Genomic DNA, 22432 nt, shown 5'->3' with positions numbered 1-22432 from the left:
AAAATTGGGCATTCTTCGCATGTGGTGACCATGGAAGTACGGCCTCAGTTGATCGACGCACTCTCCGCCCTGCGCGACCGTGTCGCTGCCGTGCGTCTTCCACTGCCCCTTCCCGGCGCGCCGCGTGCGCGGCGGACGCGAGACGAACTGCTCGCGCAGCTGGACGACTATCTCGTTCCCCGGCTCAAAGATCCCGACGCGCCGCTGCTCGTGGTGGTCGGTGGGTCCACCGGAGCCGGGAAGTCGACACTGGTCAACTCCCTCGTGGGGCGCCGGGTGAGCGAGGCGGGAGTGCTGCGGCCCACCACGAGGACGCCGGTGCTCGTGTGCCACCCGGACGACCACCACTGGTTCGCGGGGATGCGCGTACTGCCGTACCTCACGCGCGTGTGGCTCCCGCAGCAGGAGGAGACCGCGGCCGGGGGTGCGCTCACGCGTACCGGCCCGGGTGCCGGTCCCGGAGCGGGCACCGGCACCGGCACCGGCACCGGCATCGGTGCCGGTGTCGGTGGAGGCGTCGGCGTCGGTGCGGGCGTCGGCACCGGTGGCGGGTCGGCGGACGACGGCGCTCTGCGGATCGAGACCTCCGCCACCCTGCCCCCCGGGATCGCCCTGCTCGACGCCCCCGACGTCGACTCGCTCGTCGTCGAGAACCGGATGCTCGCCGCCGAACTGATCTGCGCCGCCGACATCTGGATCATGGTCACCACCGCCTCCCGGTACGCGGACGCCGTCCCCTGGCATCTGCTGCGCACGGCGAAGGAGTACGACGCGATGCTCGTCACCGTGCTCGACCGGGTGCCGCACCAGGTGATCAACGAGGTGTCCCGGCAGTACGCGGCGCTGCTGACCAAAGCGGGGCTCGGCCACGTACCGCGGTTCACCATCCCCGAGCTGCCCGAGTCCGCGGGCCGCGGCAGCGGACTGCTGCCGGACTCCGCCGTCGTCGCGCTGCGGGAGTGGCTGGTGCACCGCGCCCTGGACCCCGCCGCACGCCAGCAGACCGTCGTACGGACCGCGGCCGGGGTCATCGACTCGCTCGACGCCCGCATGCCGGAGCTCGCGGGCGCCGTCGCCGCGCAGTACGCCGCCGCCCTGCGCCTCTCCGGCGCGGTCGAGGAGGCGTACGCCCTGGAGGCCGAGCGGGTGCGCAAACAGCTCGCCCGCGGAGCGGTGCTCGCCGGGGACGCCCGCACCCGCTGGCGCGGCTACCCGCGCGACAGCTCGGCCGGCGAGCTCCTCGACGCGCTCGCCGAGAGCCTCACCGCCCTCCTTCAGTGCGCCGTCGCCGCGGCCGACGAGCGGGTCCAGGAGGCGTGGCGGCGCGAGCCGGCCGCGGGGGCGGTCGGCGGCGGACGCACGCCGGCGGACCGGGAGTGCTCGGAGCGCATCGGGATGGCCGTACGCCGCTGGCGCCGGGTGCTGGAGGAGCTCGCGGAGGAAGCGGTACGGGGCATGGAACGTTCCGTCGCCCCCGACGCCGAGACCGTCGCCGCGCTGCTCGCCTCGTCCCTGCTCGGCGGCCGGCGCGCCCGTGCGGCCGGGGAGCGGCTCGCCGAACGCATGGGTGCGCACGGCGCGCTGGGGCTCCGCGACAAGGGCAGCGAGCTCGTGAAGACGTACATCGAACGCGTACTGCTCGACGAGCGCGACCGGCGGCTCGCCCCGCTCGATGCCCTTGAGGTGACTCCGGAGCCGCAGGCCGAGCTGATCGCCGCGCTGTCCGTACTGCAGAAGGAGAGGTGAGCGCTGGTGACCGCTGTCACCGGGGAGACCGAGGGGCGCTCGGGGAACGGGGCGTCCGAAGGCGAAGGCGAGGGCGAGGCCGAGGCGGAAGCCGGGGCCAGGGCCATGGCCAGGGCCGGAGCCGGGGCGCAGGCCGCGTCGGATGCCGGGCGGGGGCCGGAGGCCGAGGGCGGACCCGCCGAGGGGTCCGCCGACGGCTCTGCCGACCGGCTCGCCGACGTGTCCGCCGGTGAGTCCGGTGAGGCGGCACAGGAGTCGGCGGCCGGGAAGCCGGCGGCACAGGAATCGGCGGCCAAGGCGGCAAAGGCGCCGGAGTCGCATGAGCCGCATGAGATGCCCGAGGAGGCCGCCAGACCTGGTGACGTCCGCTGGGACGACGGCCTCATCGCCCGCCGTGCCAACGACCCCTCCGCCTTTGCGGACGACGACGTCTCGCTCCTCGCCGACGAGCCCCACAGCCCCGTCGGAGGCGCGTACGCCGCCCCGCTCAGGGCCCGCCTCGGCGCGCTCCGCGAGCTCGTGGGCCTCTCCCGCACCCGGCTCGACGGCCGCGCACTCGACGAGGCGGACCGGGTCCTCGGCGAGGCGGCCGCGCGGCAGCGGCTGTCCTCGCAGCACACCGTCGTCGCCATCGCGGGCGCCACCGGCAGCGGCAAGTCGACGCTGTTCAACGCCCTGGCCGGAGTGCCCATCTCGGAAACCGGCCTGCGCAGGCCCACCACATCCGCGCCGATCTCCCTCTCCTGGTCCGACGGCGCCGCCGGACTGCTGGACCGGCTCGCCATCCCCAGCCGGCTGCGCCGCAGGCCGCTCGCGGGCGGATCGGGCGACGAGGCACTGCAGGGGCTCGTCCTCGTGGACCTGCCCGACCACGACTCGGCGCTGACCGTGCACCGTGAGCAGGTGGACCGGGTGCTGGCGCTGGTGGACGCGGTGGTCTGGGTCGTCGACCCGGAGAAGTACGCGGACGCCGCCCTCCACGAACGCTATCTGCGACCGCTCTCCGGGCACGCCGAGGTCACCTTCGTGGTCCTCAACCAGATCGACAGGCTGCCCGGCGACGCCGCCGACCAGGTCCTCGACGATCTGCGCCGGCTCCTCGACGAGGACGGCATCGCCCTCGGAGAGCACGGCGAACCCGGCGCCACCGTCCTCGCGCTGTCGGCGCTCACCGGCGAGGGCGTCGGCGAACTGCGCGACCTGCTCGGACGCTTCGTCCAGGACCACACCGCCGCCGCCCGGCGCATCTCCGCCGACGTCGACGCGGCCGCGAAGCGGCTGAGGTCCCTGTACGTGGCCGACGGGCACCCCGGCCTCGGCGAGCGGGCCCGAGACGACTTCACGGCGCGGCTGGCGGGCGCGGTCGGTGCCAAGGCGGTCGGCGAGGAGGCCGAACGCCAGTGGCGCAGAAACGCCGGGCGTGCCTGCGGTACGCCCTGGCTGCGGCTGTGGCGCTGGTACGAGCGCGTCCGCACGCCCGGCGGCGGGCTGCCGCAGCCACCGGAACCGGTGGAGGAGGAGCTCACGGCACGCCAGCGGGTCGAGCAGGCGGTGCGGACGGTCGCGGACGAGGCCGCCCACGGGCTGCCCGTGCCCTGGGCGCAGGCCGTGCGCGAGGCGGCGGTGCGCGGTGCGGAAGGGCTGCCCGAGGCGCTGGACGAGCTCGCGGTCACGCTGGGCACGCCGAGCCCTCGGCCGCCGCGGCCCACGTGGTGGCCCGCCGCGGTGCTGGCCCAGGCGGCGATGACCCTGCTTCAGATCTACGGCGGGCTGTGGCTGTTGGGCCAGATCATCGGCGTCCTGGAGCCGATGCTGGTACCGCCGGTGCTGCTGATGCTCGGGGGGATCGTGGGCGGGCCGCTCGTGGAGTGGGCGTGTGCCGCGGCCGCGAAGGGGCCCGCGCGGCGGTACGGGCAGGACGCGGAGCGGCGCCTCAAGGAGGCCGCGGCGGCCTGCGGGCGGGCGAAGGTGCTCGACCCGATCGCCGCTGAGCTGCTGCGGTACCGGGAGGTGCGGGAGCAGTACGTGACGGTGTCCCGACGCTGAGCCCGGTGCCCGGTGCCCGGTCCTGGCCCGCCGTGGTTCGGAGAACCCCGCCCCCACTCGTGTGGGTGGCGGGGTTCTCCCCATTCGCCGGCCGGTCCACAGGCGCCTGCGGGGATCCGGCAGCCGGTCCAGCATGGAGACCGGACGACGCGGGACCGGACAGCGCGGGGCCGGATGGACGGGCATCGGCGCGTTAGGGACGAACGGGAGGGGACCCGTCATGAACGAGACGACGGTGACGCTGGTGGGCAATGTGGCGACGGCTGTGGAGTACCGGGAATCCGAGAGCGGGGGATACGCGCGATTCCGGTTCGCCGTGACATCGCGGCGCTGGGACCGGCTGCGGGAGCTCTGGGCGGACGGGCCCACGAGCTTCTACACGGTGTGGGCGTCGCGGACGCTCGGACTGAACCTGGCGGCCTCGGTGTCGGTCGGTGAACCTCTCGTCGTCCACGGCCGGTTGAAGGTGCGCGAGGAGGAGCGGGACGGGGTGCGCCGTTCGTCGGCCGTGGTCGACGCGGTGGCCGCCGGGCACGACTTGACGCGCGGTACGTCCGCGTTCCGGCGGGCGGCGAAAGGGGATCCGTATCCGTCGGACCGGTCCCCAGGGCGGTCCGGTGCACCGGGCGCGGCGAACGCCGGTGAGCAGCAGGCCGACGGTGCCGCACCGGGCGGCCCGGCACCGGTCGCCGCCGGTGCGGTGCCGGACGCCGCCCCGGCGCCGCCCTTCTGAGTGCGGGCTCCCACCCCACCCCCCACCCCCCACCCCCGACCTGCGATTGTAGAGATTTGTCGATAGTTCACCGGGGGATGCAAGTTCGCGATAACGATTCCGATTCGGAATGGTTATCTCAAGGTATGACGGGGCATCGGGTCGCGCCGCGTCTCTAGAATTCCCCAGTACCACGGGGCACTTGAGGCTGCAGGCGAGGCGATCCCCCTCCACATCCCATGTGAAAGGGCCTCGCCCGGAGGGGAATTCTGTGTTTTCTGCGTTCTCTGTACGTGGGCGGGGAGCCGCCCGTCTCGCCATGGCGGCTCTCGTGTCGGGGCTGTTCGCCGCGGGCGCGATCGTCACCGCGGGACCGGCCCTCGCCGACGAGGCCCCCCAGCACTCGGGCGGTGCGTCGGCCACGCTCGACGGTCTGACCATCTTCGACCGCGCCGTGCTCCACGACGGCGGCCGCGACCAGGAACTGCCCGCCGGACTCTTCGAGATGACCGTCGACGGCGGCGGCACGCTCAAGACGTACTGCATCGACATCCACAACCCCACCCAGGAGCAGGCCAAGTACCTGGAGACCCCCTGGGACCAGACCTCTCTCGGCGCCAACGAGAACGCCGGCAGGATCCGCTGGATCCTGCAGCACTCCTACCCCCAGGTCGACGACCTCACGGGACTCGCCGACCGCGCGGGCACCGGCCCGCTCACCGAGCGGACCGCCGCCGCGGGCACCCAGGTCGCCATCTGGCGCTACTCGGACGGCGCCGAGGTCGAGGCGCTCGACCCCGCCGCCGAGAAGCTCGCCGACTGGCTGCAGGACCAGGCGAAGGACGTCGAGGAGCCCCGGGCCTCGCTGAGCCTGGAGCCGAACGCGGTCTCCGGGAAGGCAGGCGGCCGCCTCGGTCCGGTCACGGTCCGCACCGACGCCGACCAGGTCACGGTGGTCCCGCCCGCCGACGCCACCGCGAGTGGCGTCACGGTGACCGACGAGGCGGGCAAGCCCGTCACGACCGCGGCCGACGGCAGCCGGCTCTACTTCGACATACCCTCGGGCACTCCTGACGGCTCCGCCTCGCTGACCGTCCAGGCGACCACGTCGGTGCCGGTCGGCCGGGCGTTCGCCGGGGTGACCAGGAGCCAGACCCAGATCCTCGCCGGATCCAGCCAGTCCACCGTCTCCGCGACCGCTTCGGCGACCTGGGCCAAGGCGGGCCCCATCCCGGCGCTGTCCGCGGAGAAGAACTGCGCCAAGGGCGGCATCGACCTCACGGCCACGAACAAGGGCGACGAGCCGTTCGGCTTCGAGCTGATGGGCTTCAAGCACACCGTCGCCGCCGGTGAGTCCCGCACGGTCACCGTTCCTGTCCCCGAGGACCAGGCGTACGACTTCACGATCACCGGCCCCGGCGGGTTCTCCAAGAATTTCAAGGGCGTACTGGACTGCAAGACCACCGGCAGCAGCGGCCCGGCCCCCGAGCAGCCGTCCTCCCAGCCGAGCCCCGCTTCCGCGGGCGGCACCTCGGGCGGCGAGAACCTCGCCGCGACCGGCAGCTCGAACGCCACCCCCGTCATCGCGGGCATCGCCATCGCCCTCGTCGTGATCGGCGGCGCCGCCGTCCTGTTCGTCAGCAAGAAGAAGACCCCGCCCACCGGCTCCACGCCGGAGGGGTCCTCCGCCGAGGAGTGACCCACGAGCAGTAGGCACCCGACCACGCCTCGCCGCCGACGGCCCCGGACACCTCACCCACCGGGGCCGTCCGCCCTCCACCGCCGCGGGCCACCGTCCGCCGCCCCCGCCCTCCGCGGGGCCTTCCGTGGGCCCCGCGCGGTGACGCGTTGCTGCCGACGGCAACGGCCGGTGGCCGATCAACTACGCGGGTGACCCGGGAAGGGGCAGGTCGGCGGCGCCCGGCGATACGGGTTTCGTTCCTGGGGTGGCGGTCAGGCAAGATGGGGTGTATCTGCCCACTCTCATATTGCCGGACGGTTTCTCTTGGCTGAGTACATCTACACCATGCGCAAGACGCGCAAGGCGCACGGCGACAAGGTGATCCTTGACGACGTCACGCTGAGCTTCCTGCCCGGTGCGAAGATCGGTGTGGTCGGCCCGAACGGTGCCGGTAAGTCGACCGTGCTGAAGATCATGGCCGGTCTGGAGCAGCCGTCGAACGGTGACGCGTTCCTGTCGCCGGGGTACAGCGTCGGCATCCTGCTGCAGGAGCCGCCGCTGGACGAGAGCAAGACGGTCCTGGAGAACGTGCAGGACGGCGTCTCGGAGATCAAGGGCAAGCTCGACAGGTTCAACGCGATCGCCGAGCAGATGGCGACGGACTACTCCGACGCGCTGATGGAGGAGATGGGCAAGCTCCAGGAGGACCTGGACCACGCCAACGCCTGGGACCTCGACGCACAGCTGGAGCAGGCCATGGACGCCCTGGGCTGCCCGCCCGGCGACTGGGCCGTGACCAACCTGTCCGGTGGTGAGAAGCGCCGCGTCGCGCTCTGCAAGCTGCTGCTGGAGGCCCCCGACCTGCTGCTCCTCGACGAGCCCACCAACCACCTGGACGCCGAGTCCGTGCAGTGGCTGGAGCAGCACCTCGCCAAGTACGCCGGCACCGTCGTCGCGATCACCCACGACCGGTACTTCCTGGACAACGTGGCCCAGTGGATCCTGGAGCTCGACCGCGGCCGCGCCCACCCGTACGAGGGCAACTACTCCACGTACCTGGAGAACAAGGCCTCGCGTCTGAAGGTCGAGGGCCAGAAGGACGCCAAGCGCCAGAAGCGGCTCAAGGAAGAGCTGGAGTGGGTCCGCTCCAACGCCAAGGGACGGCAGGCCAAGTCCAAGGCCCGTCTGGCCCGTTACGAGGAGATGGCCGCCGAGGCCGAGAAGACCCGGAAGCTGGACTTCGAGGAGATCCAGATCCCGCCGGGCCCCCGCCTGGGCAGCGTCGTCGTCGAGGTCGAGAACCTCAACAAGGCGTTCGGCGACAAGGTCCTCATCGACGACCTCTCCTTCACCCTGCCCCGCAACGGCATCGTCGGCGTGATCGGCCCGAACGGCGCCGGCAAGACCACGCTGTTCAAGATGCTCCAGGGCCTGGAGCAGCCCGACTCCGGCAAGATCAAGGTCGGCGAGACCGTCAAGATCTCCTACGTCGACCAGAGCCGCGAGAACATCGACCCGAAGAAGACGCTGTGGGCCGTCGTCTCCGACGAACTGGACTACATCAACGTCGGCCAGGTCGAGATGCCGTCGCGCGCGTACGTGTCCGCGTTCGGTTTCAAGGGACCGGACCAGCAGAAGCCCGCCGGGGTCCTCTCCGGCGGTGAGCGCAACCGCCTCAACCTCGCGCTCACCCTCAAGCAGGGCGGCAACCTGCTGCTGCTCGACGAGCCGACCAACGACCTCGACGTCGAGACCCTCTCCTCGCTGGAGAACGCGCTGCTCGACTTCCCGGGCTGCGCCGTGGTCGTCTCCCACGACCGCTGGTTCCTGGACCGGGTCGCGACGCACATCCTCGCCTACGAGGGCGAATCGAAGTGGTTCTGGTTCGAGGGCAACTTCGAGTCCTACGAGAAGAACAAGATCGAGCGCCTCGGCCCGGACGCGGCCCGTCCGCACCGCGCCACCTACAAGAAGCTGACCCGGGGCTGATCACGGTCATGGCTCGGCATCACTACCAGTGCCCCCTGCGCTGGTCGGACATGGACGCCTTCGGGCACGTCAACAACGTGGTCTTCCTCCGCTATCTGGAGGAGGCCCGCATCGACTTCATGTTCCGGCTGGCGCCGGGGGACGGTTCCCCGTCGTTCTCCGGCGGGTCCGTCGTGGCCCGGCACGAGATCGACTACGTACGGCCGCTGGTCCACCGGCACGCGCCGGTGACCGTCGAGTCCTGGGTCACCAAGATCGGCGCGGCGTCGCTGACGATCGCGTACGAGATCAAGGACACGGACGCCGACGGCTCGGAGCAGGTCTACGTCCGGGCCTCGACGATCGTCGTGCCCTACGACCTGTCGGCGGCGCGTCCGCGCCGGATCAGCGCCGAGGAGAAGTCCTTCCTCCTGGAGTACCTGGACGAAGGCGTGGAGGACCCGGTCGCGGCATGACGGCGCCCGTGCAGACCCTGCGGCTCGCCGACGCGAGGGAGGCGGCGGACCTCGCCGCCTTCCTCGGCCGGCTGATCCACTACGACCGCGCCGCCGCGGTCCGGCTCCAGGCCGGCGGCGGGGCGCTCGCCGTGTTCGGCCGGCCCCCGTCGTTCGAGGTCCTGGCGATCAGGACGGCCCGGCTCGCCGAGCCCGCCGAGGGCCTGGAGCTGGATGTCACCGTCTCCGCCGGTGAGCTGCTGGAGTCCGTCGCGGGCGCCGAACTCGCCGTTCCGGCCGCCGTGACCGGTCCGCCGTGGACCGGTGTCCTGCCGCCGCGCGGCGGCTGGCGGGAGCTGCCGGGGCTGCCCGGCGTGCCCGAGATGCGGGGGGCGGTGGCGGCGGCGGTCGCCGAGTTCCGCGCTCGTGACGAGGCGTTGCCGCAGGAGCGGCGGACGCGGACCGAGCGTGATCGGATCGGTCGCGAGATCTGGTCGCGCAGTGTGGCGGAGACGGAACTGCCGTTGCGGGCGCTGCACGCCGCGCAGTCGCTCGGCTTTCTGCGGCCGTTGCCCGAGGGGGTGCGGGGGGCTGCGCTGCTCGCCGCGGGCAGCTGGCTGCGGCTGCGGACGCCCTTCGGCTCGATCGCGGTGCGGACGCGTGGGCTGGGCGGGCTGACGGTCAGCCCGGCCTGAGCGGGGCGAGGCCGCCCGAGCGCGGCCGACTGGGCGAGGCCGCCTGAGCGCGGCCGCCTGGGGCGGGGCCTTTCACCACCCGGCCCTTCCCGAACCGGGGCTCCGCCCTTGAGGCCCCGGCCGCCGACGCTCCTGCCCCGATCCCGCGCCCGGATCGCCGGCGTTGCTGAAGACGCCGGGCGGGCGGGAGCGGACCGTCGCGACTAGCGGTCCGCAGCGTCCGGCCAGATGCCGATGTGGTCCGGTTCGAGCTCCAGCATGACGCGGTGCTCCATGCCGAGGGCCGCCGTGTAGTCGGCGGGCAGCTGAAGGCGGCCGGCGCGGTCCAAGGTCGCGTATTCGCGGGCCACCACCGATTCCTGGCCCTCCGCATCGATCTCGGTGCGGCGCAGGACCTCGGAGGAGGTGCGGCCGTCCCGGATGGCGACGGTGCGGCGGACCTCGCCGGCGACGGACTGGTCATGGGTGACGATCACGATGGTGGTGCCGAGTTCCTTGTTGGCGCGGCGGAACGCGGCGAAGACCTGTTCGCCGGTGGCCGAGTCGAGTTCGCCGGTCGGTTCGTCGGCGAGGAGGACCGAGGGGGAGTTGGCGAGGGCGACGGCGATCGCGACGCGCTGCTGCTGGCCGCCGGACATCTGCTGGGGACGCCGGTCACGGCAGTCGGCGACCCCGAGCAGCGCCAGCAGCTCCTCCGCGCGGCGCGCCTTGTCCTTCGTACGGCCGAGACCGAGACCGAGACCGTGGCCGCGACCACGGCTGCTGCCACCGCGGCCGCGCAACTGCATCGGCAGCGCCACGTTCTGGGCCGCCGTCAGATAGGGAAGCAGATTGCGCGCCGTCTGCTGCCAGACGAAGCCGACGACCTCACGGCGGTAGCGCAGCCGCACCTCGGCGTCCATCCCCAGCAGATCGCAGCCCGCGACGCGCGCGGCACCCGCGGTGGGGACGTCCAGGCCGGCGAGGATGTTCATCAGGGTGGACTTGCCGCTGCCGGACGCGCCGACCAGGGCCATCAACTCGCCCTCCTGGACGAGCAGATCGAGGCCCTGGAGCGCCTGCACCTCCACACCGTCGGTGGCGAAGATCCGTACGAGCCGGTCGCAGGCGATCAGGGCGTCGTGCCCGTACGAGGGCCGGTCGCGGCGGGCCGCTGCCCGCCGCTCCAGCTCCGCCAGAGTGGTCGTCGTCTCCGTCATCGCATGTCTCCTGCCCTGAGTTCGGTGATCGATCCGCGTCGCCCCGCCCACCATGCCTGGCCCGCGGCCACCGCCCCCGCGAGCGCCACCACGCCCAGCGCGGGCACCGTCAGCGACCACACGTCGGCACGCAGCGAGGCGCCCTCCGCGCCGTCCACCGGACCGATCCCCGGGGCGGCGTCGAGCGCCAGCCGGGCCAGGTCGACGCCGGGGGCGAGGAGGCGGATCGTGGCCCAGCCGACGAGCACACCTCCCGTGGCGGCGAGCAGCGCCTGGGGCAGCGCCTCCAGGCCGAGGAGACGGCGGCTCTGGCGGGTGGTGAGACCCATGGTGCGCAGCCGGGCCAGCAGCATGGTCCGTTCGGGTCCGCTCTGCAGCAGGGAGAGCAGCAGCGCGAGTACGGCGTAGCCCGCGCCGGCCGCGATGGCGGCGGAGTAGATCCGCTCGGCGCCCGACTGGAGGGGCGAGTCCCGGAACGCGGACCGCTCCTCGCTGCGCAGCCGTACGGAGAACTCCTCGCCGGCGTCGCGTACGGCGGCCCGCAGCGCCTGTGCGTCGAGCGCGGCGCCGGCGGCCAGCAGCGTCGTGGGTGCCGCGCGCTCCGGAAGCCCGCCCCGGTCCACGAGCAGGAAGCCGGCGTCGGGCACGGCCGGGGTGCGGGGCCGCACCGCCGCGATCCGTACGGTGATGTCCCCGGCGAGCGTCCTGATCCGCCGCGGTGCCGTGCCCAGCCGCTCGGCGACCCCGGGCGAGGCGACGGCGTTCAGCACCCCGCCAGCGCCCTCCGGCGCCTTCAGCGCATCGGCGGGGAACGCCCCGAGCGCCAGCTCTCCCGCCAGGCGGGCGTACGACTCCGGCTCGACCCCGACCAGGGTCACCGACCCGCCCGACGCCAGGTCCGTGTTGCGCTCGATCCGCACCGCGGTCACATCCGCCACCCCCGCGGTCCCGCGCACCGCCCGGTCCATCCCCTCCGGCAGGGCCGCCAGGTCGCCGGGGGCGGAGATCCGCGCGTCCGCGCCCGTCGCCAGCAGCGCCGCCCGGTCGCGGGCGTCCGAGACCCCGGCGAGTACGGAACCGCCGAACGCCGCCGTCGTCAGCGCGATCAGCAGTGCCAGCAGCGGCAGCGCACCCGTCGCCGACGAGCGCCCCGCGCGGGCGAGCGACAGGAAGCCGACGGCACCGCGCAGCCGCCGGGCCGGGCGCGCCGCCCAGCGCAGCGGCAGCGGATACAGCCGTACGAGCACGAGCGCGGCGATCAGCCCGACCAGCACCGGGGCGGCACTGACCAGGTAGTCCCCGCTGCCGGCGCCGGACGTGCCGCGGCGGCGCAGCGCCACGACCGCTCCGACGGACAGGACCAGCAGGGTCAGTTCGGCGACCGTACGCCGTCTGCCGGGCCTGGCGTCGGCGAGGTCGTCACGGCCGCCCTGCGCCCTCGGGCGCCGGTGCCTGACGATCGCCCACAGCGGGAGCACGGCGCAGGCGAGCACGGCGACGGCGGCCCCGCCGAGCACCGCGGGCAGCAGCCGGGCCTCCGCCACCGCGGCCACGGCGAGCAGCACACCGGCGGCGGCCGCCGGGAGCGCGATCACGGCGGACTCGCCGAGCAGCCGCCCGCCGATGCCCTTCAGTGAGCCGCCGCGCGAGCGCAGCAGGGCGAGTTCGGCGGACCGGCGCCCGGTGACGAGCCCACCCGTCATGGCGAGGACGACGGCGGCGACCGCGCCGATGCCGATCGCCGCGACCGCGACGACGGGCGCGATCGCCTCCCGCATGGACGTGTACGAGGCGAGGACCGTCTCCAGACCCGTGGTCAGCGCGGTGGTCTCCCCGGCGAACTCGCGCAGCCTCAGCAGCTCGGGACCGTTCTCCAGGGACGCGATCCGCTCGGTGAGCGCCGGTACGTCCCGCACGGTGAGCGAGCCGGGGTCGGGGGCGAGCCGCCAGTAGAGCTGCGGCTCGGTGAGGGTGCCGAGCAGCGCGGGCGCGGCCTCGGGCGGCAGCAGAAGCGCCGCTCTCCAGTACTGCATCGGCGGCGTGGTGGGCAGGGCGGCCAGGCCCGGCGTGCGGAGCACGGGCTCCGCGGACCAGTAACCGGCCTCCGGCTGCCCGGGTTCGACGATCCCGGTGATCCGCACGGCCAGCGGTGTACCCCCGGCCTTGCCGCCGAAGTGGACGACGGAACCGACGTCGAGGCGCAGGGACCGGGCGGTCGCGACGGTCGCGGCGCCCTCCAGTTCCTTCGTGGCCGCCGTGACCTCGGAGCGGGCGGCGGGCAGCCGTCCCTTCCGTACGGTGGCATGGGCGGCCAGATCCGCCTGCGCGGCCAGGGTGAACTCGGGCGGCACCGCGTCGGGGCGCGGCAGCCAGGGGTCCGTCCCGGTGACCGTCTCGACGGTGCGCACCCCGTACGACGACTGGCGCGCATCCGCGCGCACGGGCTCCGGGAGCGTGGCCAGCACCTGGTGATGGACGGCCGTCAGCACCGCCGGACGTACGGCCTCCTCCCGTTCGGACTGCGACATTCCGAAACCCGGCTGCGGGGCGGTCAGTTCCAGCACCGTTCTGCCGGGAGGGGCGCCGGCGATGTCCTGCCGCAGCCCCCTGGTCTCGTACGCGTCGACCGCCCTCGGCAGCGCGGCCGCCAGGAACGCCGTGACCAGCACGAGCGCCCCGAACGCGACGGCCGCCCATGGCGCGGTGCGCAGCCGGGTCCGTATCCACGGTGCGACCGCGCGCTCACGCTCGCGCTCACGCAGACGTCCTGGACTCATCTCAGTTGTCCCCCTGGTGACGGAGCGATACCGCGGGATCGGCGCGGCGGACGGCGATCGTCGCGGCGATCAGCAGCGGCAGCGCGGCGACGCCTGCGAGGAGCAGGGCGACACGGGAGAGCGGGAGTTCGACCAGGACCTGGGGCACGGGCTGGGCGGCCTGGCCGGTCAGCACGATCAGCGGGACGACGGCGCGGGTGAGGACGGCGCCGAGGGCCAGGCCCACCAGCAGGCCGATGCCGACGAGGAGGCTCTGCTCCGCGGCGACCAGCCGTGCGAGGCCCTTGCGGGGGGCGCCCAGGGCGCGCAGCACGGCGAATTCGGCGGAGCGTTCGCGCAGGGAGCCCGCCGCGCTCACCGCGAAGCCGACCGCGGCGAGCGCCGCCGCCGCGACAGCGACCGCCATCAGTGCCGAGCGGGGGCCGGCGCCGAGCGGGTCGCCGAGCAGCTCGGCGCCGGCCTCGTCGCGGACGAGGACCTGGCCCGGCTCGGTGTCGGAGCCCGTCCGCAGCGCGACCGCGACCTCCGCGGCCTTCCCGGGGGCCGTGCTCAGCCACCATTCGGTCGGGGCCGGAGGGGAGCTTCCGCGATGGGCGAACACCGCGTTGACGGCCCGCAGATCGAGCAGGAGGGCGCCCCCGTCCGCACCCCCCGTGCCCGCGCCCGTGCCCGCGCCCGAGAGCGCGCCCCCGGCCGCGTCCGCGGCGCCGGGACCGGTCGTCGGAAGCTCCCGCACCGCCTTCACCAGCACCACCCGCAACTGCTCACCGGCCAGCGCCAGATCGATGCTGTCGCCCGGCTTCGCCCCGGCCGCCCGCAGGAAGCCGTCCGTGGCGACGGCCGTGATCCGCGCCGGGGACGTGGGGCGGGCAACGGTCAGGCGGACGCTGAACTCCGTACGCACGAGGGCCCGGTTGTCCGGCGCCGCGGGCGCCGCGAACCCCGTCCCGTACGAGACCGTCAGCGGTACCGTCCGCGAGGCGACCGGGCTCAGACCCACCGGGTCGCGCTCCTCCCCGTCCTCCGTCCCGGTCTTGCTGCCCCGCCAGCGCACCTGCTCCGCCGCCGCGGGGACCGGGCGGACGATCCCGTCGGCGCCCGCGGTGAGCAGCCGTTCGACGCTCAGCCGGTGCTGCTCGGACGCTCCGGCGGGGGCGGCGCCGTCGAGCAGCAGCCCGGTCAGCCCGAGCGGCCCGGCGGGTGCGTCGCGGGCGCCCGGTGCGGACATGTCCAGATCGAGCGTGACCCGGTGGGTCCGGCCGTCGACGGGAACCTTCCCGGCGTTCAGCCGGTACGGAATCCCGTAGCGGTCCTCGACGACGACGGTGACGAGCGGTGCGATCCCGGAGCCGGACCGGCCGGAGGCAGCCCTCTCATCGGTGATCCGCAGATCGAGCGCCAGCCGCCGGGAGCCGTCCGGCAGTGCGACGGCGGTCGCACCGCCGTCGCCCGGGGCCCTCGGAGGGGCGACAGCCCGCAGCAGGCCCTCGACGGGCTCGTCCGCGAGATCGCCGCGCAGCAGCAGACGCTCGTCGGCGTGGGCCGTGTCGAGCGCGAGCACCGTCGCCCTGCGTCCGCCCGAGAGGGTCGTCGTGGTGCGGTGCGCCGGGGCGGCCTCCCGCACCCCCGGCAGCGCGGCGTACATGCCGGCCCGGCCGGGACCCGCGGGCCTGGCGTCGATCACCCGCACCGAAGCACCGGTCCTGAAGTCCGCCTGATCGCTCTGCGAGCGGTCCCACGAAACGCTCTGCCCGATCGCCAGCATCCCCATCGCCACCGCGAGGACCAGCAGCAGCACCGGACCCGCACCGCGCAGGGGGCGGCGGCTGAACTGCCAGCCCGCCAGAGCCGCAGGCAGACCCCGGCCGCTCGCGGCCCGCCGCTCCGCGAGCCGCGCCACGGGCGGCAGCAGACGCAGCGTCAGCACCGTACCGGCGAGCAGCGCCAGCGCGGGCGCCGCGACGAGCAGCGGATCGATGCCCAGGTCGCCCTCGCGGTCACCGCTGAGCGCACCGCCGCCGCCACCGGCGGCCAACGCGCCGGTCTGCCGGTCCAGTTGCCAGTACGCCACCGCCGCGATCACCAGCAGACCGACGTCCGCCCCGGCGCGGACGGGCGCGGGCAGCGCGGCGGACCTGCCCCGCCGCAGCCGTACGACCGCCCCGTCCGACGTGGCCAGCGCGGGCGCCACGACGGCCGCGGCGCAGCACACCGCGACCGCGGCCGCGACCAGCCAGACAGTGGCGGCCGGGGCGGCCCCGAGCCGGGGCCCGATCGCGTCGAGCGAGGACTGCCGGGCGAGCAGCCCGGTCAGCGGGCCCGACAGCAGCGGTGCGCACACGGCGGCCGGGAGGGCCAGCAGCAGCGCCTCCAGCGCGGCGAGGCCCGCGATCCGGCGGTGCGACGCGCCCCGCGCCCGCAGCAGCGTCGTCTCGCCGTTGCGCTCCGTGCTGAGCAGCCGGGCCACCAGCAGCAGCGCGTACCCGGCGAGCAGCACCAGCTGGACGGCGACGATCGCCAGGGTCGAGCGGGACACCAGCAGCGCCCGGCCGAAGCGGTCGAGCACGGCCGGCAGCCCGGTCGTCACGGTCGCACCGCCCCCGAACGCCGGGTCCTTGCGGAGCGCCTCGGGGCCGCGGGCGGCGGCATCGCGCAGTGCGCCGATCCGGTCCGTGGTGACACCGCGGTAGTCGGCGGCGGCCACCCAGGAGGTGGTGTCCGAGGTGGCGCGCCCGGAGGCGAGGACGGACGGGTCGGCGAGCAGCGGGCCGTAGGTGGTGAAGACGACGGTGCGGACCCCGCGCCCGCCGAGCGCGTCCAGCTGCCAGTACGCGTCGCCGGTGTCGGCCGCCCGGTAGACGCCGGTGACCAGGACCGTCAGCGGTGCCCCGCCCAGCCGGTCGGCGAGCGGGATCCGCGCCCCGGGGCCGAGCTTCAGCCGCTCGGCGGCGGCCTCGGGCAGTGCGACGGGTACGGGAGCGGTGCGCGCGGCCGGGGCCGGCCCGGGCAGGGTGCCCGCCACGAGCCTGATCCGGGAGGTGTCCAGGGCGGCGAGGTGGGTGAGGTCCGGTTCGCCGCCGCCGGTCTCCGGGGCCTCCCGGGCCTCCCGGGCCTCGCGGACCTGGAGGGCGCGGGGGAGTGCGTACGATCCGGAGCGCTCCAGTTTCCGTACGGTCACCGGCAGCCCGTCGAAGGTCTCCCGCGCCCCGCGGACCACGGCCTCCTGGGCCGCGTCGCGCCGCTCACGCGGGACGTCGGCGGTGACGACGAGCGAGGCGGGGGAGGCGGCCCGGCCGCCCAGGGTGTGCCGGAGTGCCTCGTCCCCGACCGAGCCGGAGAACGCGGCGAGGGCGGCGAGCACGGACGTGGTCAGCACCACCGCGAGCAGGGCGGCGGCGAGCAGCAGCCGGTGCGCTCCGACGCGCAGAAGGACGAACCCCGTCACCTGTGCCCCCACATGCCCCCACCCGACGTTCACCGGATGCTTTCAGAGGGCACCTGGATCGGGAAACCGCCTGTGGGCCCCGGCGGGTGAGCTTGATGTGATCGTGACCGGCGCATGGACCGGGTTCACTGCGCCCCGGATCCGTCGGCCGGTGCTCAGCGGCCGGTGCTCAGCGGGTGGGGGGGGCAGGCGGGTGGTCAGCCCGCGGTGTTCACCATCGACGCGGCCGCATAGGTGAGGTAGTTCCAGAGCTGCCGCTCGTGCTCCTCCGACAGCCCCAGCTCGTCGACGGCCGTCCGCATGTGCTTCAGCCATGCGTCGTGCGCGGCCCTGTCGACGGTGAACGGTGCGTGGCGCATCCGCAGGCGCGGATGTCCGCGGCGGTCGCTGTAGGTGCGCGGGCCGCCCCAGTACTGCATCAGGAAGAGCACGAGGCGCTCCTCGGCAGGGCCCAGATCCTCCTCGGGGTACATCGGGCGCAGGACCGGGTCCTCGGCGACGCCCTCGTAGAAGCGCCGGACCAGGCGCCGGAAGGTCTCCTCGCCGCCGACCTGTTCGTAGAAGGTCTGCTCCTGAAGTGTGCCCCTCGGAATCTCGTTCACCCTGCCATGGTCTCAGACCGGGCGGCGGAGGACTCGGGCCCTAGGACTCCTGGCAAAGTGCTCGCTCACGCCCCTGGTCCGCAGGAAAGTGGAGGTATGGGTGCAGACCGGGATGCGCGAACACTGCGGGACCCCTTCGCGGGCCCTGCCGCAGAGGTGCGGCGGGCGCTGGTGCGGCGCATCGCCGCGACCGGCGCGCTGGAGGATCCGGCCTGGCGGGCGGCGTTCGAGGAGGTGCCTCGGCATCTGTTCGTGCCGTACTACTACGTCTCCACCTTCGTCGGCTACGAGCGGCTCTGGTGCGGGGACCGCGACCCCGAGCGGCGCGGGCGCTGGCTGAGGGGTGCGTACGCCGACGGGCCGCTCGCCACCCGCGTACGCGACGGGCAGCTGCTCTCCTCCAGCAGCCAGCCGTCGCTGATGGCCCGGATGCTGGACGCGCTGGAGGTGCGGAACGGGCACCGCGTCCTGGAGATCGGCGCCGGGACCGGCTACAACGCCGCCCTGCTCGCGCACCGCCTCGGCGACGCACTCGTGACGAGCGTCGAACTCGACCCGGAGATCACCGAGTCCGCCCGCGCCCATCTCGCGGCGGCCGGCCGCCACCCCGCCGTGATCACCGGTGACGGCGCACGCGGCTGCCCGGAGCGCGCTCCCTTCGACCGGATCATCGCGACCTGCACTCCGGCGTCCGTGCCGGAGGTCTGGCTGGGGCAGTGCGGGCCGGGCGCCAGGATCCTCGCCCCGCTCGCCACCGGACTGCTCGTGCTGCACGTGCGGGACGCGGAGCACGCGGAAGGGCGATTCCTGCACACTCCCGCATACTTCGTCCCGATTCGCGGCGGTGCGCCGGCGCACTCACCGGTCCCGCGGCCCGCCGGGCCGACCCGGCGGGCCCCCGACAGCGACCTGTTCGACTTCCTGCTGGCCCTGACCGCGGGCAGCCTGGACCCGCACGAAGCGCTCTCGCTCTGGCAGCGTGAGCAGCGCCCGGAGCGGGAGCGCTTCGGCGTCACGGTCAGCGGTGGACGCCAATGGGCCTGGCTCGACGATCCCGAGGGACCGTACGCCTGGCCCCTGGGCGCTACCCGCGACGCATGGTGATCGTCGTCCAGGCGCCGACGTGCACCCGGTCGCCGTCCTGGAGCGGAACGGGCACATAGGGCTGGATCGGCTCCTCGGCGCCGTTCACCGTCGTGCCGTTGGTCGAGTTCTGGTCGACCACCGCCCAGGTGCCGTCCGGCTGGTGGACCAGGACCGCGTGCTGGTGCGAGACGCCCGGGTCCTCCGGCGGCACCGACAGGTCGATGTCGGGCGACTCGCCGGTGGAATGCCGGCGGCGGCCGATCGTGACCTGGTTGCCGGAGAGCGGATGCTGCTGCTCCGGTGAGTACGCGGGGAGGTTGAGCCCGGCGGCCTCGGGACCGCTGCGCTGCATCATCGCCATGAAGTACACGCGATCGGGCCCGATGAACGCCGTCCAGTTCGCGGGGGCCCCATACTGCGGCGGAGGAGGCGGGCCCGGCTGCTGCACGGACTGGTGCTGCGGGTGCTGCGGCTGCTGAGGACGGCCGTGTGAGGGCGGCGAGATCACCCAGTCGTCCCCGCCGGTGCCCGGCTGCGGGCGCTGCGGGGGCTGCTGGTGCTGAGGTGTGGGCGGGGGCGGCGGGGCCGGGACGGCCTGCGGGAAGCCGGGCTGCTGGAACATCTGCGGGGGCGCGGGCGGACCGGACTGCGGGAAGGACGGCGGCGGCCCCTGCTGCGGGGCCTGCGGCGCCGAAGGATCGCCGGTGAGCGGCTCGGCGGGGCGGTTCATCTGCGAGGGCCGCGAGCCCTGGTACTCGAACGGGTCCGGCGGGCGCGGCTGCTGCTGCTGGGCCTGGAAGCCGGGGGGAAGGTTCAGCCCCGGGACCGGACCACCGGGACCTCCCGGACCACCGGGTCCACCGGGACCTCCCGGGCCGCCGGGACCGGGCTGGCGGTGGGGCGGTGCCAGAGGCGTGTACGAAGTCGCCGTGTTGGTGAGGAAGTTCCAGCGGCACTCCTCGCAGAACGGCGCCATCGCCTCGCGCGGCGTACGGCACTGCGGGCACAGCTCCGCGTGGGCCGTGGCGTCGGGGCCGCCGGGTCCGGGGTAGCCGTAACCGGGCGCGGGCGGCGGCGGAGGAGGCGGCGGCACCGCGCCCGCCGGAGCCCCCGCCCCGGCCATGCGATGGCCGCAGACCTCGCACCAGTCGTCGGAACCCGACTGGTGTCCGTTCGGGCAGGTCGGCATGTCGGTGCTTCCCCCTCTCCTCCGTCCGGGCCGCGGACCGGCCCGACACGTTCACTTCTTGACGCGAACCGTTTTCGTCGAGCGCGTTTCGAGGGTCATCTCGTCCGCCTCCTCGACCTTCGCCTTCAGGCGCACAGTACCCGTCGCCACATCGACGACGTCCACCACCTTCGCAAGCAGTTTCGCAGTGTCCTCGTTTCCCGAGTCCGCCGCCAACTGCACCGCGCGGCCCAGTTTCGCCGTCGCTCCGTCGACGTCCCCCGACTTGCGGGCGTCCAGGCCCTGCTGGATGACGCGGGCCAGCTCGGCCTGGCCCGTGTAGTGCGCGACCTGCGGGTTGATCGAGGTCGAGGCCGCCATGTCGTCCGTCCACACCGCACGGACCAGACCCTGGGAGAGCGCCCGCGGGGTGTCGCCCGCCGGGTCGGGGACGATCAGCGAGACCCGCGCGGCGAGCATCTCCTGTCCGATGCCCGCCTCGGGTACCCGCACGCACACGTGGTAGTCGCGGGACTCGTCGCCCCAGGAACCGGTGGGGTAGTCACCGGCCCGCGGGCCGGCCTCCGTCCTGCGGTCCGTCAACTCCTCGACCGTCGGCGCCACCTGCTTCACGAACACGAGCTCCGCGCCGACGGGCGTCCACAGCCGCAGCGACACATCCGCGACCTCCTTGCCCATCGCGGTCTCCATCATCCGTGTGAAGTCCGCGGCGAGACCGGACGGATCGGCGACGATGTCCGCGCTGCCGAGGAGCGCCGACGCGATCCCGGTGACCTCCTTGACCTCCCAGTCCGTGCCGACGCCGCGGGCGTCACAGGTGAAGCGGCCCGCGCAGGCGTCCAGGGCGGCGCGCAGATCCTCCGGCGACTCGTGCTCGTTGCGGCCGTCGGTGAGCAGGATGCCGTGACGTATCGGGACGTCCTCGGCGTGCAGCAGCCGGTCGGCGAGACGCAGCCAGGTGCCGATCGCCGTGCCGCCGCCGGAGCTGAGCCGGCGCAGCGCCTGCTTGGCCTGGGCGCGGGTCGCCGGATCGGCGACCGCGAGACCGCCGCCGCCCGGGTAGACCTCGTGGGCGACGTGTGTGCCCGCGATCACCGTGAAGGCCGTGCCGTCGCGCAGGGTGTCGATGGCCGCGGCCGTGGCGTCGCGCGCGTTGCGCATCTTCGTCGGCGGATAGTCCATGGAGCCGGAGCAGTCCACCATCAGCGCCACGGCGGCACCGGTGCGCTGCCCGGGTATGCCCGAGGGGGTGGCGGACGCAGCCGTGAGCGGCAGCCCGCCACTGGTGCCGCCGCCGGTGGAGGTGACCGTGACGATCGCGTTCACCTCGCGGCCGCCCTCCGGCAGGAACTCGTTCTGGTACACCTCGACGGAGAACTGAGGCACATTCGACTTCGAGAAGTTCGCCATCCGATGGGGCTCCTTGGCTCCACGTAACAGACAGAACAGACGGACACCCGGCAGGCACCAGACGAACAACCAGGTATGACACAGGCCTTGTTCAGGCCGATCCTGCCCCTTGCTGCGGTACGTCGAACGGGAGCACGGCCACTGTTACGTTGTCGTGGCCGCCGCCGTCCAGCGCGTGCCCGACCAGCACCTGGGCCGCGCCGAGCGGACGGTCCGCCGCGTCCTGCGGCAGGACCCGCGCCATCTCCTCGGCGGCCTCCGCGTAGTTCCACAGGCCGTCGGTGCAGACCACGACCACGCCGGGGCGGTCCGGCTTGAAGGCGGCGGTGTGCGGCTCCAGTTCGTACGCGTCCGCTCCGAGCCAGCCCGTGATGGCGTGGGCGCGCTCGTCCGCGTACGCCTCGGTCTCGGTCATCAGCCCGGCGGCGACCATCTGGGCCGCCCAGGAGTCGTCCTCGGTGAGCCGGGCGGGGCGGCCGCCGCGGTCGTCGGGCACCCAGTACGCCCGGCTGTCGCCGACCCAGCCCACGATCAGCAGCCCGGCCGCGGCGACGGCGCCCACGAGGGTGCACGCCGGCGCGTTCTGGTGGCGGTGCGGGTCGTGCTCCATGGCCTCCGTGGGCGCGGAGGCCAGCGCGTTGACCGCCTCGGCCGCCGCGACGATCGCCTCGTGCATCGCCTGCTGCGGGTGGGTGCCTCGGGGCAGCGACTCCCGCAGCGACTCGTCGGCCACGCGGGCGGCGGCCGCGGAGGCGTCGTCCGGGCGGGTCGCCGATGAGACGCCGTCGCAGACGATCGCGATGACGGCGGGGGAGCCGTCCGGAAGGGCCGTCGAGGAGACGGCGAACGCGTCCTCGTTGCGGTGGTGGCGCAGCCCGCGGTCGCTGACGGCGGCGACCGAGCCGATCTCCTGCTCCATGTGGTCACGCTCGCGGGGCTGGGCGTGCCCGCAGTTCTCGCAGTAGCCGTCGGGGTCGACACGGCCGGCGCGGCAGGCCACGCAGAGCTTCGTGCCGGCGGGGGGCGCCGGTGCGGGAGCGGGGGCGGGGGCGGTCCCGGGGCCCGGGACCGCGGCGGCGCGGGGGTCGGGTGCGGCGAGCTCGAAGTCACCCGAAGCGGACGCGGTGTTCGCGGCAGGAGCGGGTGGGGCAGGGGCGGGCGGGGCAGCAGTGGGCGGGGCAGGAACTTGGCCCTGGCCCTGGGCCTGGCCCTGTGCCGGGAGCACGTGGTCCGGGCCGTCGTAGCGCACCCCCTTCGCCGGCCGGGGACGGCCACCGGCGCCGATGGCGATCGTGGGCTGGTCCTGCGGCGGCTCGGGCACGGCCGAGAGGTCGTATCCGCACGCTCCGCAGAACCGGTCGGTCGCCTCCAGGGGCTCCTCGCAGCTGGGGCACGCCGAGAGCTGGTGCATCCGGTCCATC

At 74.2% G+C, this 22432-nt stretch carries 15 protein-coding genes; 8 read left to right on the top strand and 7 right to left on the bottom strand.

What is annotated here, in order from left to right; all coding sequences use genetic code 11:
- Positions 1-30 precede the first annotated feature (30 nt).
- The 7 genes from KK483_RS11600 to KK483_RS11570 all read left to right on the top strand — a co-directional run bounded on the left by KK483_RS11600 (position 31) and on the right by KK483_RS11570 (position 9303).
- Positions 31-1746 carry a dynamin family protein gene (locus tag KK483_RS11600; RefSeq protein ID WP_262005151.1) on the top strand — a complete coding sequence of 572 codons (1716 nt, stop codon included), beginning with the start codon at positions 31-33 and terminating at the stop codon, positions 1744-1746.
- Between the two features lie 333 nt (positions 1747-2079).
- Entirely contained in the window at positions 2080-3792 is a 1713-nt protein-coding gene (locus tag KK483_RS11595) for a GTPase (RefSeq protein ID WP_262009441.1), read from the top strand.
- A gap of 220 nt (positions 3793-4012) precedes the next feature.
- The gene (locus tag KK483_RS11590) at positions 4013-4525 is read left to right on the top strand and encodes a single-stranded DNA-binding protein (protein ID WP_262005150.1); all 513 of its coding nucleotides are present in this window, start codon (positions 4013-4015) and stop codon (positions 4523-4525) included.
- A 298-nt stretch (positions 4526-4823) separates the two neighbouring features.
- Positions 4824-6203 carry a Cys-Gln thioester bond-forming surface protein gene (locus KK483_RS11585; RefSeq protein ID WP_262005149.1) on the top strand — a complete coding sequence of 460 codons (1380 nt, stop codon included), beginning with the start codon at positions 4824-4826 and terminating at the stop codon, positions 6201-6203.
- 306 nt (positions 6204-6509) lie between these two features.
- Positions 6510-8174, top strand: coding sequence for an energy-dependent translational throttle protein EttA (gene ettA, locus KK483_RS11580; RefSeq protein WP_262005148.1), 1665 nt, complete (start codon positions 6510-6512; stop codon positions 8172-8174).
- Between the two features lie 8 nt (positions 8175-8182).
- The gene (locus tag KK483_RS11575) at positions 8183-8629 is read left to right on the top strand and encodes a thioesterase family protein (protein WP_262005147.1); all 447 of its coding nucleotides are present in this window, start codon (positions 8183-8185) and stop codon (positions 8627-8629) included.
- The gene (locus tag KK483_RS11570) at positions 8626-9303 is read left to right on the top strand and encodes a hypothetical protein (protein WP_262005146.1); all 678 of its coding nucleotides are present in this window, start codon (positions 8626-8628) and stop codon (positions 9301-9303) included. Before KK483_RS11575 ends, KK483_RS11570 begins: the two co-directional genes overlap by 4 nt.
- A 203-nt stretch (positions 9304-9506) precedes the next feature.
- Here the strand turns inward: KK483_RS11570 and KK483_RS11565 are convergent, their stop codons facing one another.
- The 4 genes from KK483_RS11565 to KK483_RS11550 form a co-directional block, all read right to left on the bottom strand.
- Positions 9507-10502, bottom strand: a complete 996-nt coding sequence (locus KK483_RS11565) for an ABC transporter ATP-binding protein (protein ID WP_262005145.1) — start codon at positions 10500-10502, stop codon at positions 9507-9509.
- A complete protein-coding gene (locus KK483_RS11560) occupies positions 10499-13279 on the bottom strand; it encodes an ABC transporter permease (RefSeq protein WP_262005144.1) in 2781 nt (926 codons plus the stop codon). Before KK483_RS11560 ends, KK483_RS11565 begins: the two co-directional genes overlap by 4 nt.
- A gap of 1 nt (position 13280) precedes the next feature.
- A complete protein-coding gene (locus KK483_RS11555) occupies positions 13281-16724 on the bottom strand; it encodes an ABC transporter permease (RefSeq protein ID WP_262005143.1) in 3444 nt (1147 codons plus the stop codon).
- Between the two features lie 197 nt (positions 16725-16921).
- On the bottom strand, positions 16922-17326 hold the full coding sequence (locus KK483_RS11550) for a globin (RefSeq protein WP_262005142.1): 405 nt from the start codon (positions 17324-17326) through the stop codon (positions 16922-16924).
- Between the two features lie 96 nt (positions 17327-17422).
- Between KK483_RS11550 and KK483_RS11545 the strand changes: the two genes are divergently transcribed.
- Entirely contained in the window at positions 17423-18430 is a 1008-nt protein-coding gene (locus KK483_RS11545) for a methyltransferase domain-containing protein (protein WP_262005141.1), read from the top strand.
- On the opposite strand, the gene KK483_RS11540 is transcribed toward KK483_RS11545, so the two are convergent.
- The 3 genes from KK483_RS11540 to KK483_RS11530 form a co-directional block, all read right to left on the bottom strand.
- Positions 18411-19601, bottom strand: coding sequence for an FHA domain-containing protein (locus KK483_RS11540; protein ID WP_262005140.1), 1191 nt, complete (start codon positions 19599-19601; stop codon positions 18411-18413). The two genes, KK483_RS11545 and KK483_RS11540, sit on opposite strands and share 20 nt — an antisense overlap.
- A gap of 51 nt (positions 19602-19652) precedes the next feature.
- Positions 19653-21011, bottom strand: a complete 1359-nt coding sequence (locus tag KK483_RS11535; RefSeq protein ID WP_262005139.1) for a VWA domain-containing protein — start codon at positions 21009-21011, stop codon at positions 19653-19655.
- A gap of 91 nt (positions 21012-21102) precedes the next feature.
- Entirely contained in the window at positions 21103-22431 is a 1329-nt protein-coding gene (locus KK483_RS11530; protein WP_262005138.1) for a PP2C family serine/threonine-protein phosphatase, read from the bottom strand.
- Position 22432: the final 1 nt, after the last annotated feature.

The sequence above is a fragment of the Streptomyces sp. FIT100 genome, from assembly GCF_024584805.1.
In the GTDB taxonomy this organism is placed as follows: domain Bacteria; phylum Actinomycetota; class Actinomycetes; order Streptomycetales; family Streptomycetaceae; genus Streptomyces.
The sequence above is the reverse complement of the archived record's forward strand: the minus strand, read 5'-3'. Positions and strand labels throughout refer to the sequence as shown.

Excerpts from the sequence above, each read along its gene's own strand:
- KK483_RS11560 (WP_262005144.1), bottom strand. The coding sequence starts at position 13,279 with ATGAGTCCAGGACGTCTGCGTGAGCGCGAGCGTGAGCGCGCGGTCGCA.
- KK483_RS11595 (WP_262009441.1), top strand. The coding sequence starts at position 2,080 with ATGCCCGAGGAGGCCGCCAGACCTGGTGACGTCCGCTGGGACGACGGC.
- KK483_RS11530 (WP_262005138.1), bottom strand. The coding sequence starts at position 22,431 with ATGGACCGGATGCACCAGCTCTCGGCGTGCCCCAGCTGCGAGGAGCCC.
- KK483_RS11540 (WP_262005140.1), bottom strand. The coding sequence starts at position 19,601 with ATGCCGACCTGCCCGAACGGACACCAGTCGGGTTCCGACGACTGGTGC.
- KK483_RS11535 (WP_262005139.1), bottom strand. The coding sequence starts at position 21,011 with ATGGCGAACTTCTCGAAGTCGAATGTGCCTCAGTTCTCCGTCGAGGTG.
- KK483_RS11570 (WP_262005146.1), top strand. The coding sequence starts at position 8,626 with ATGACGGCGCCCGTGCAGACCCTGCGGCTCGCCGACGCGAGGGAGGCG.
- KK483_RS11600 (WP_262005151.1), top strand. The coding sequence starts at position 31 with ATGGAAGTACGGCCTCAGTTGATCGACGCACTCTCCGCCCTGCGCGAC.
- KK483_RS11585 (WP_262005149.1), top strand. The coding sequence starts at position 4,824 with ATGGCGGCTCTCGTGTCGGGGCTGTTCGCCGCGGGCGCGATCGTCACC.
- KK483_RS11575 (WP_262005147.1), top strand. The coding sequence starts at position 8,183 with ATGGCTCGGCATCACTACCAGTGCCCCCTGCGCTGGTCGGACATGGAC.
- KK483_RS11545 (WP_262005141.1), top strand. The coding sequence starts at position 17,423 with ATGGGTGCAGACCGGGATGCGCGAACACTGCGGGACCCCTTCGCGGGC.
- KK483_RS11590 (WP_262005150.1), top strand. The coding sequence starts at position 4,013 with ATGAACGAGACGACGGTGACGCTGGTGGGCAATGTGGCGACGGCTGTG.
- KK483_RS11565 (WP_262005145.1), bottom strand. The coding sequence starts at position 10,502 with ATGACGGAGACGACGACCACTCTGGCGGAGCTGGAGCGGCGGGCAGCG.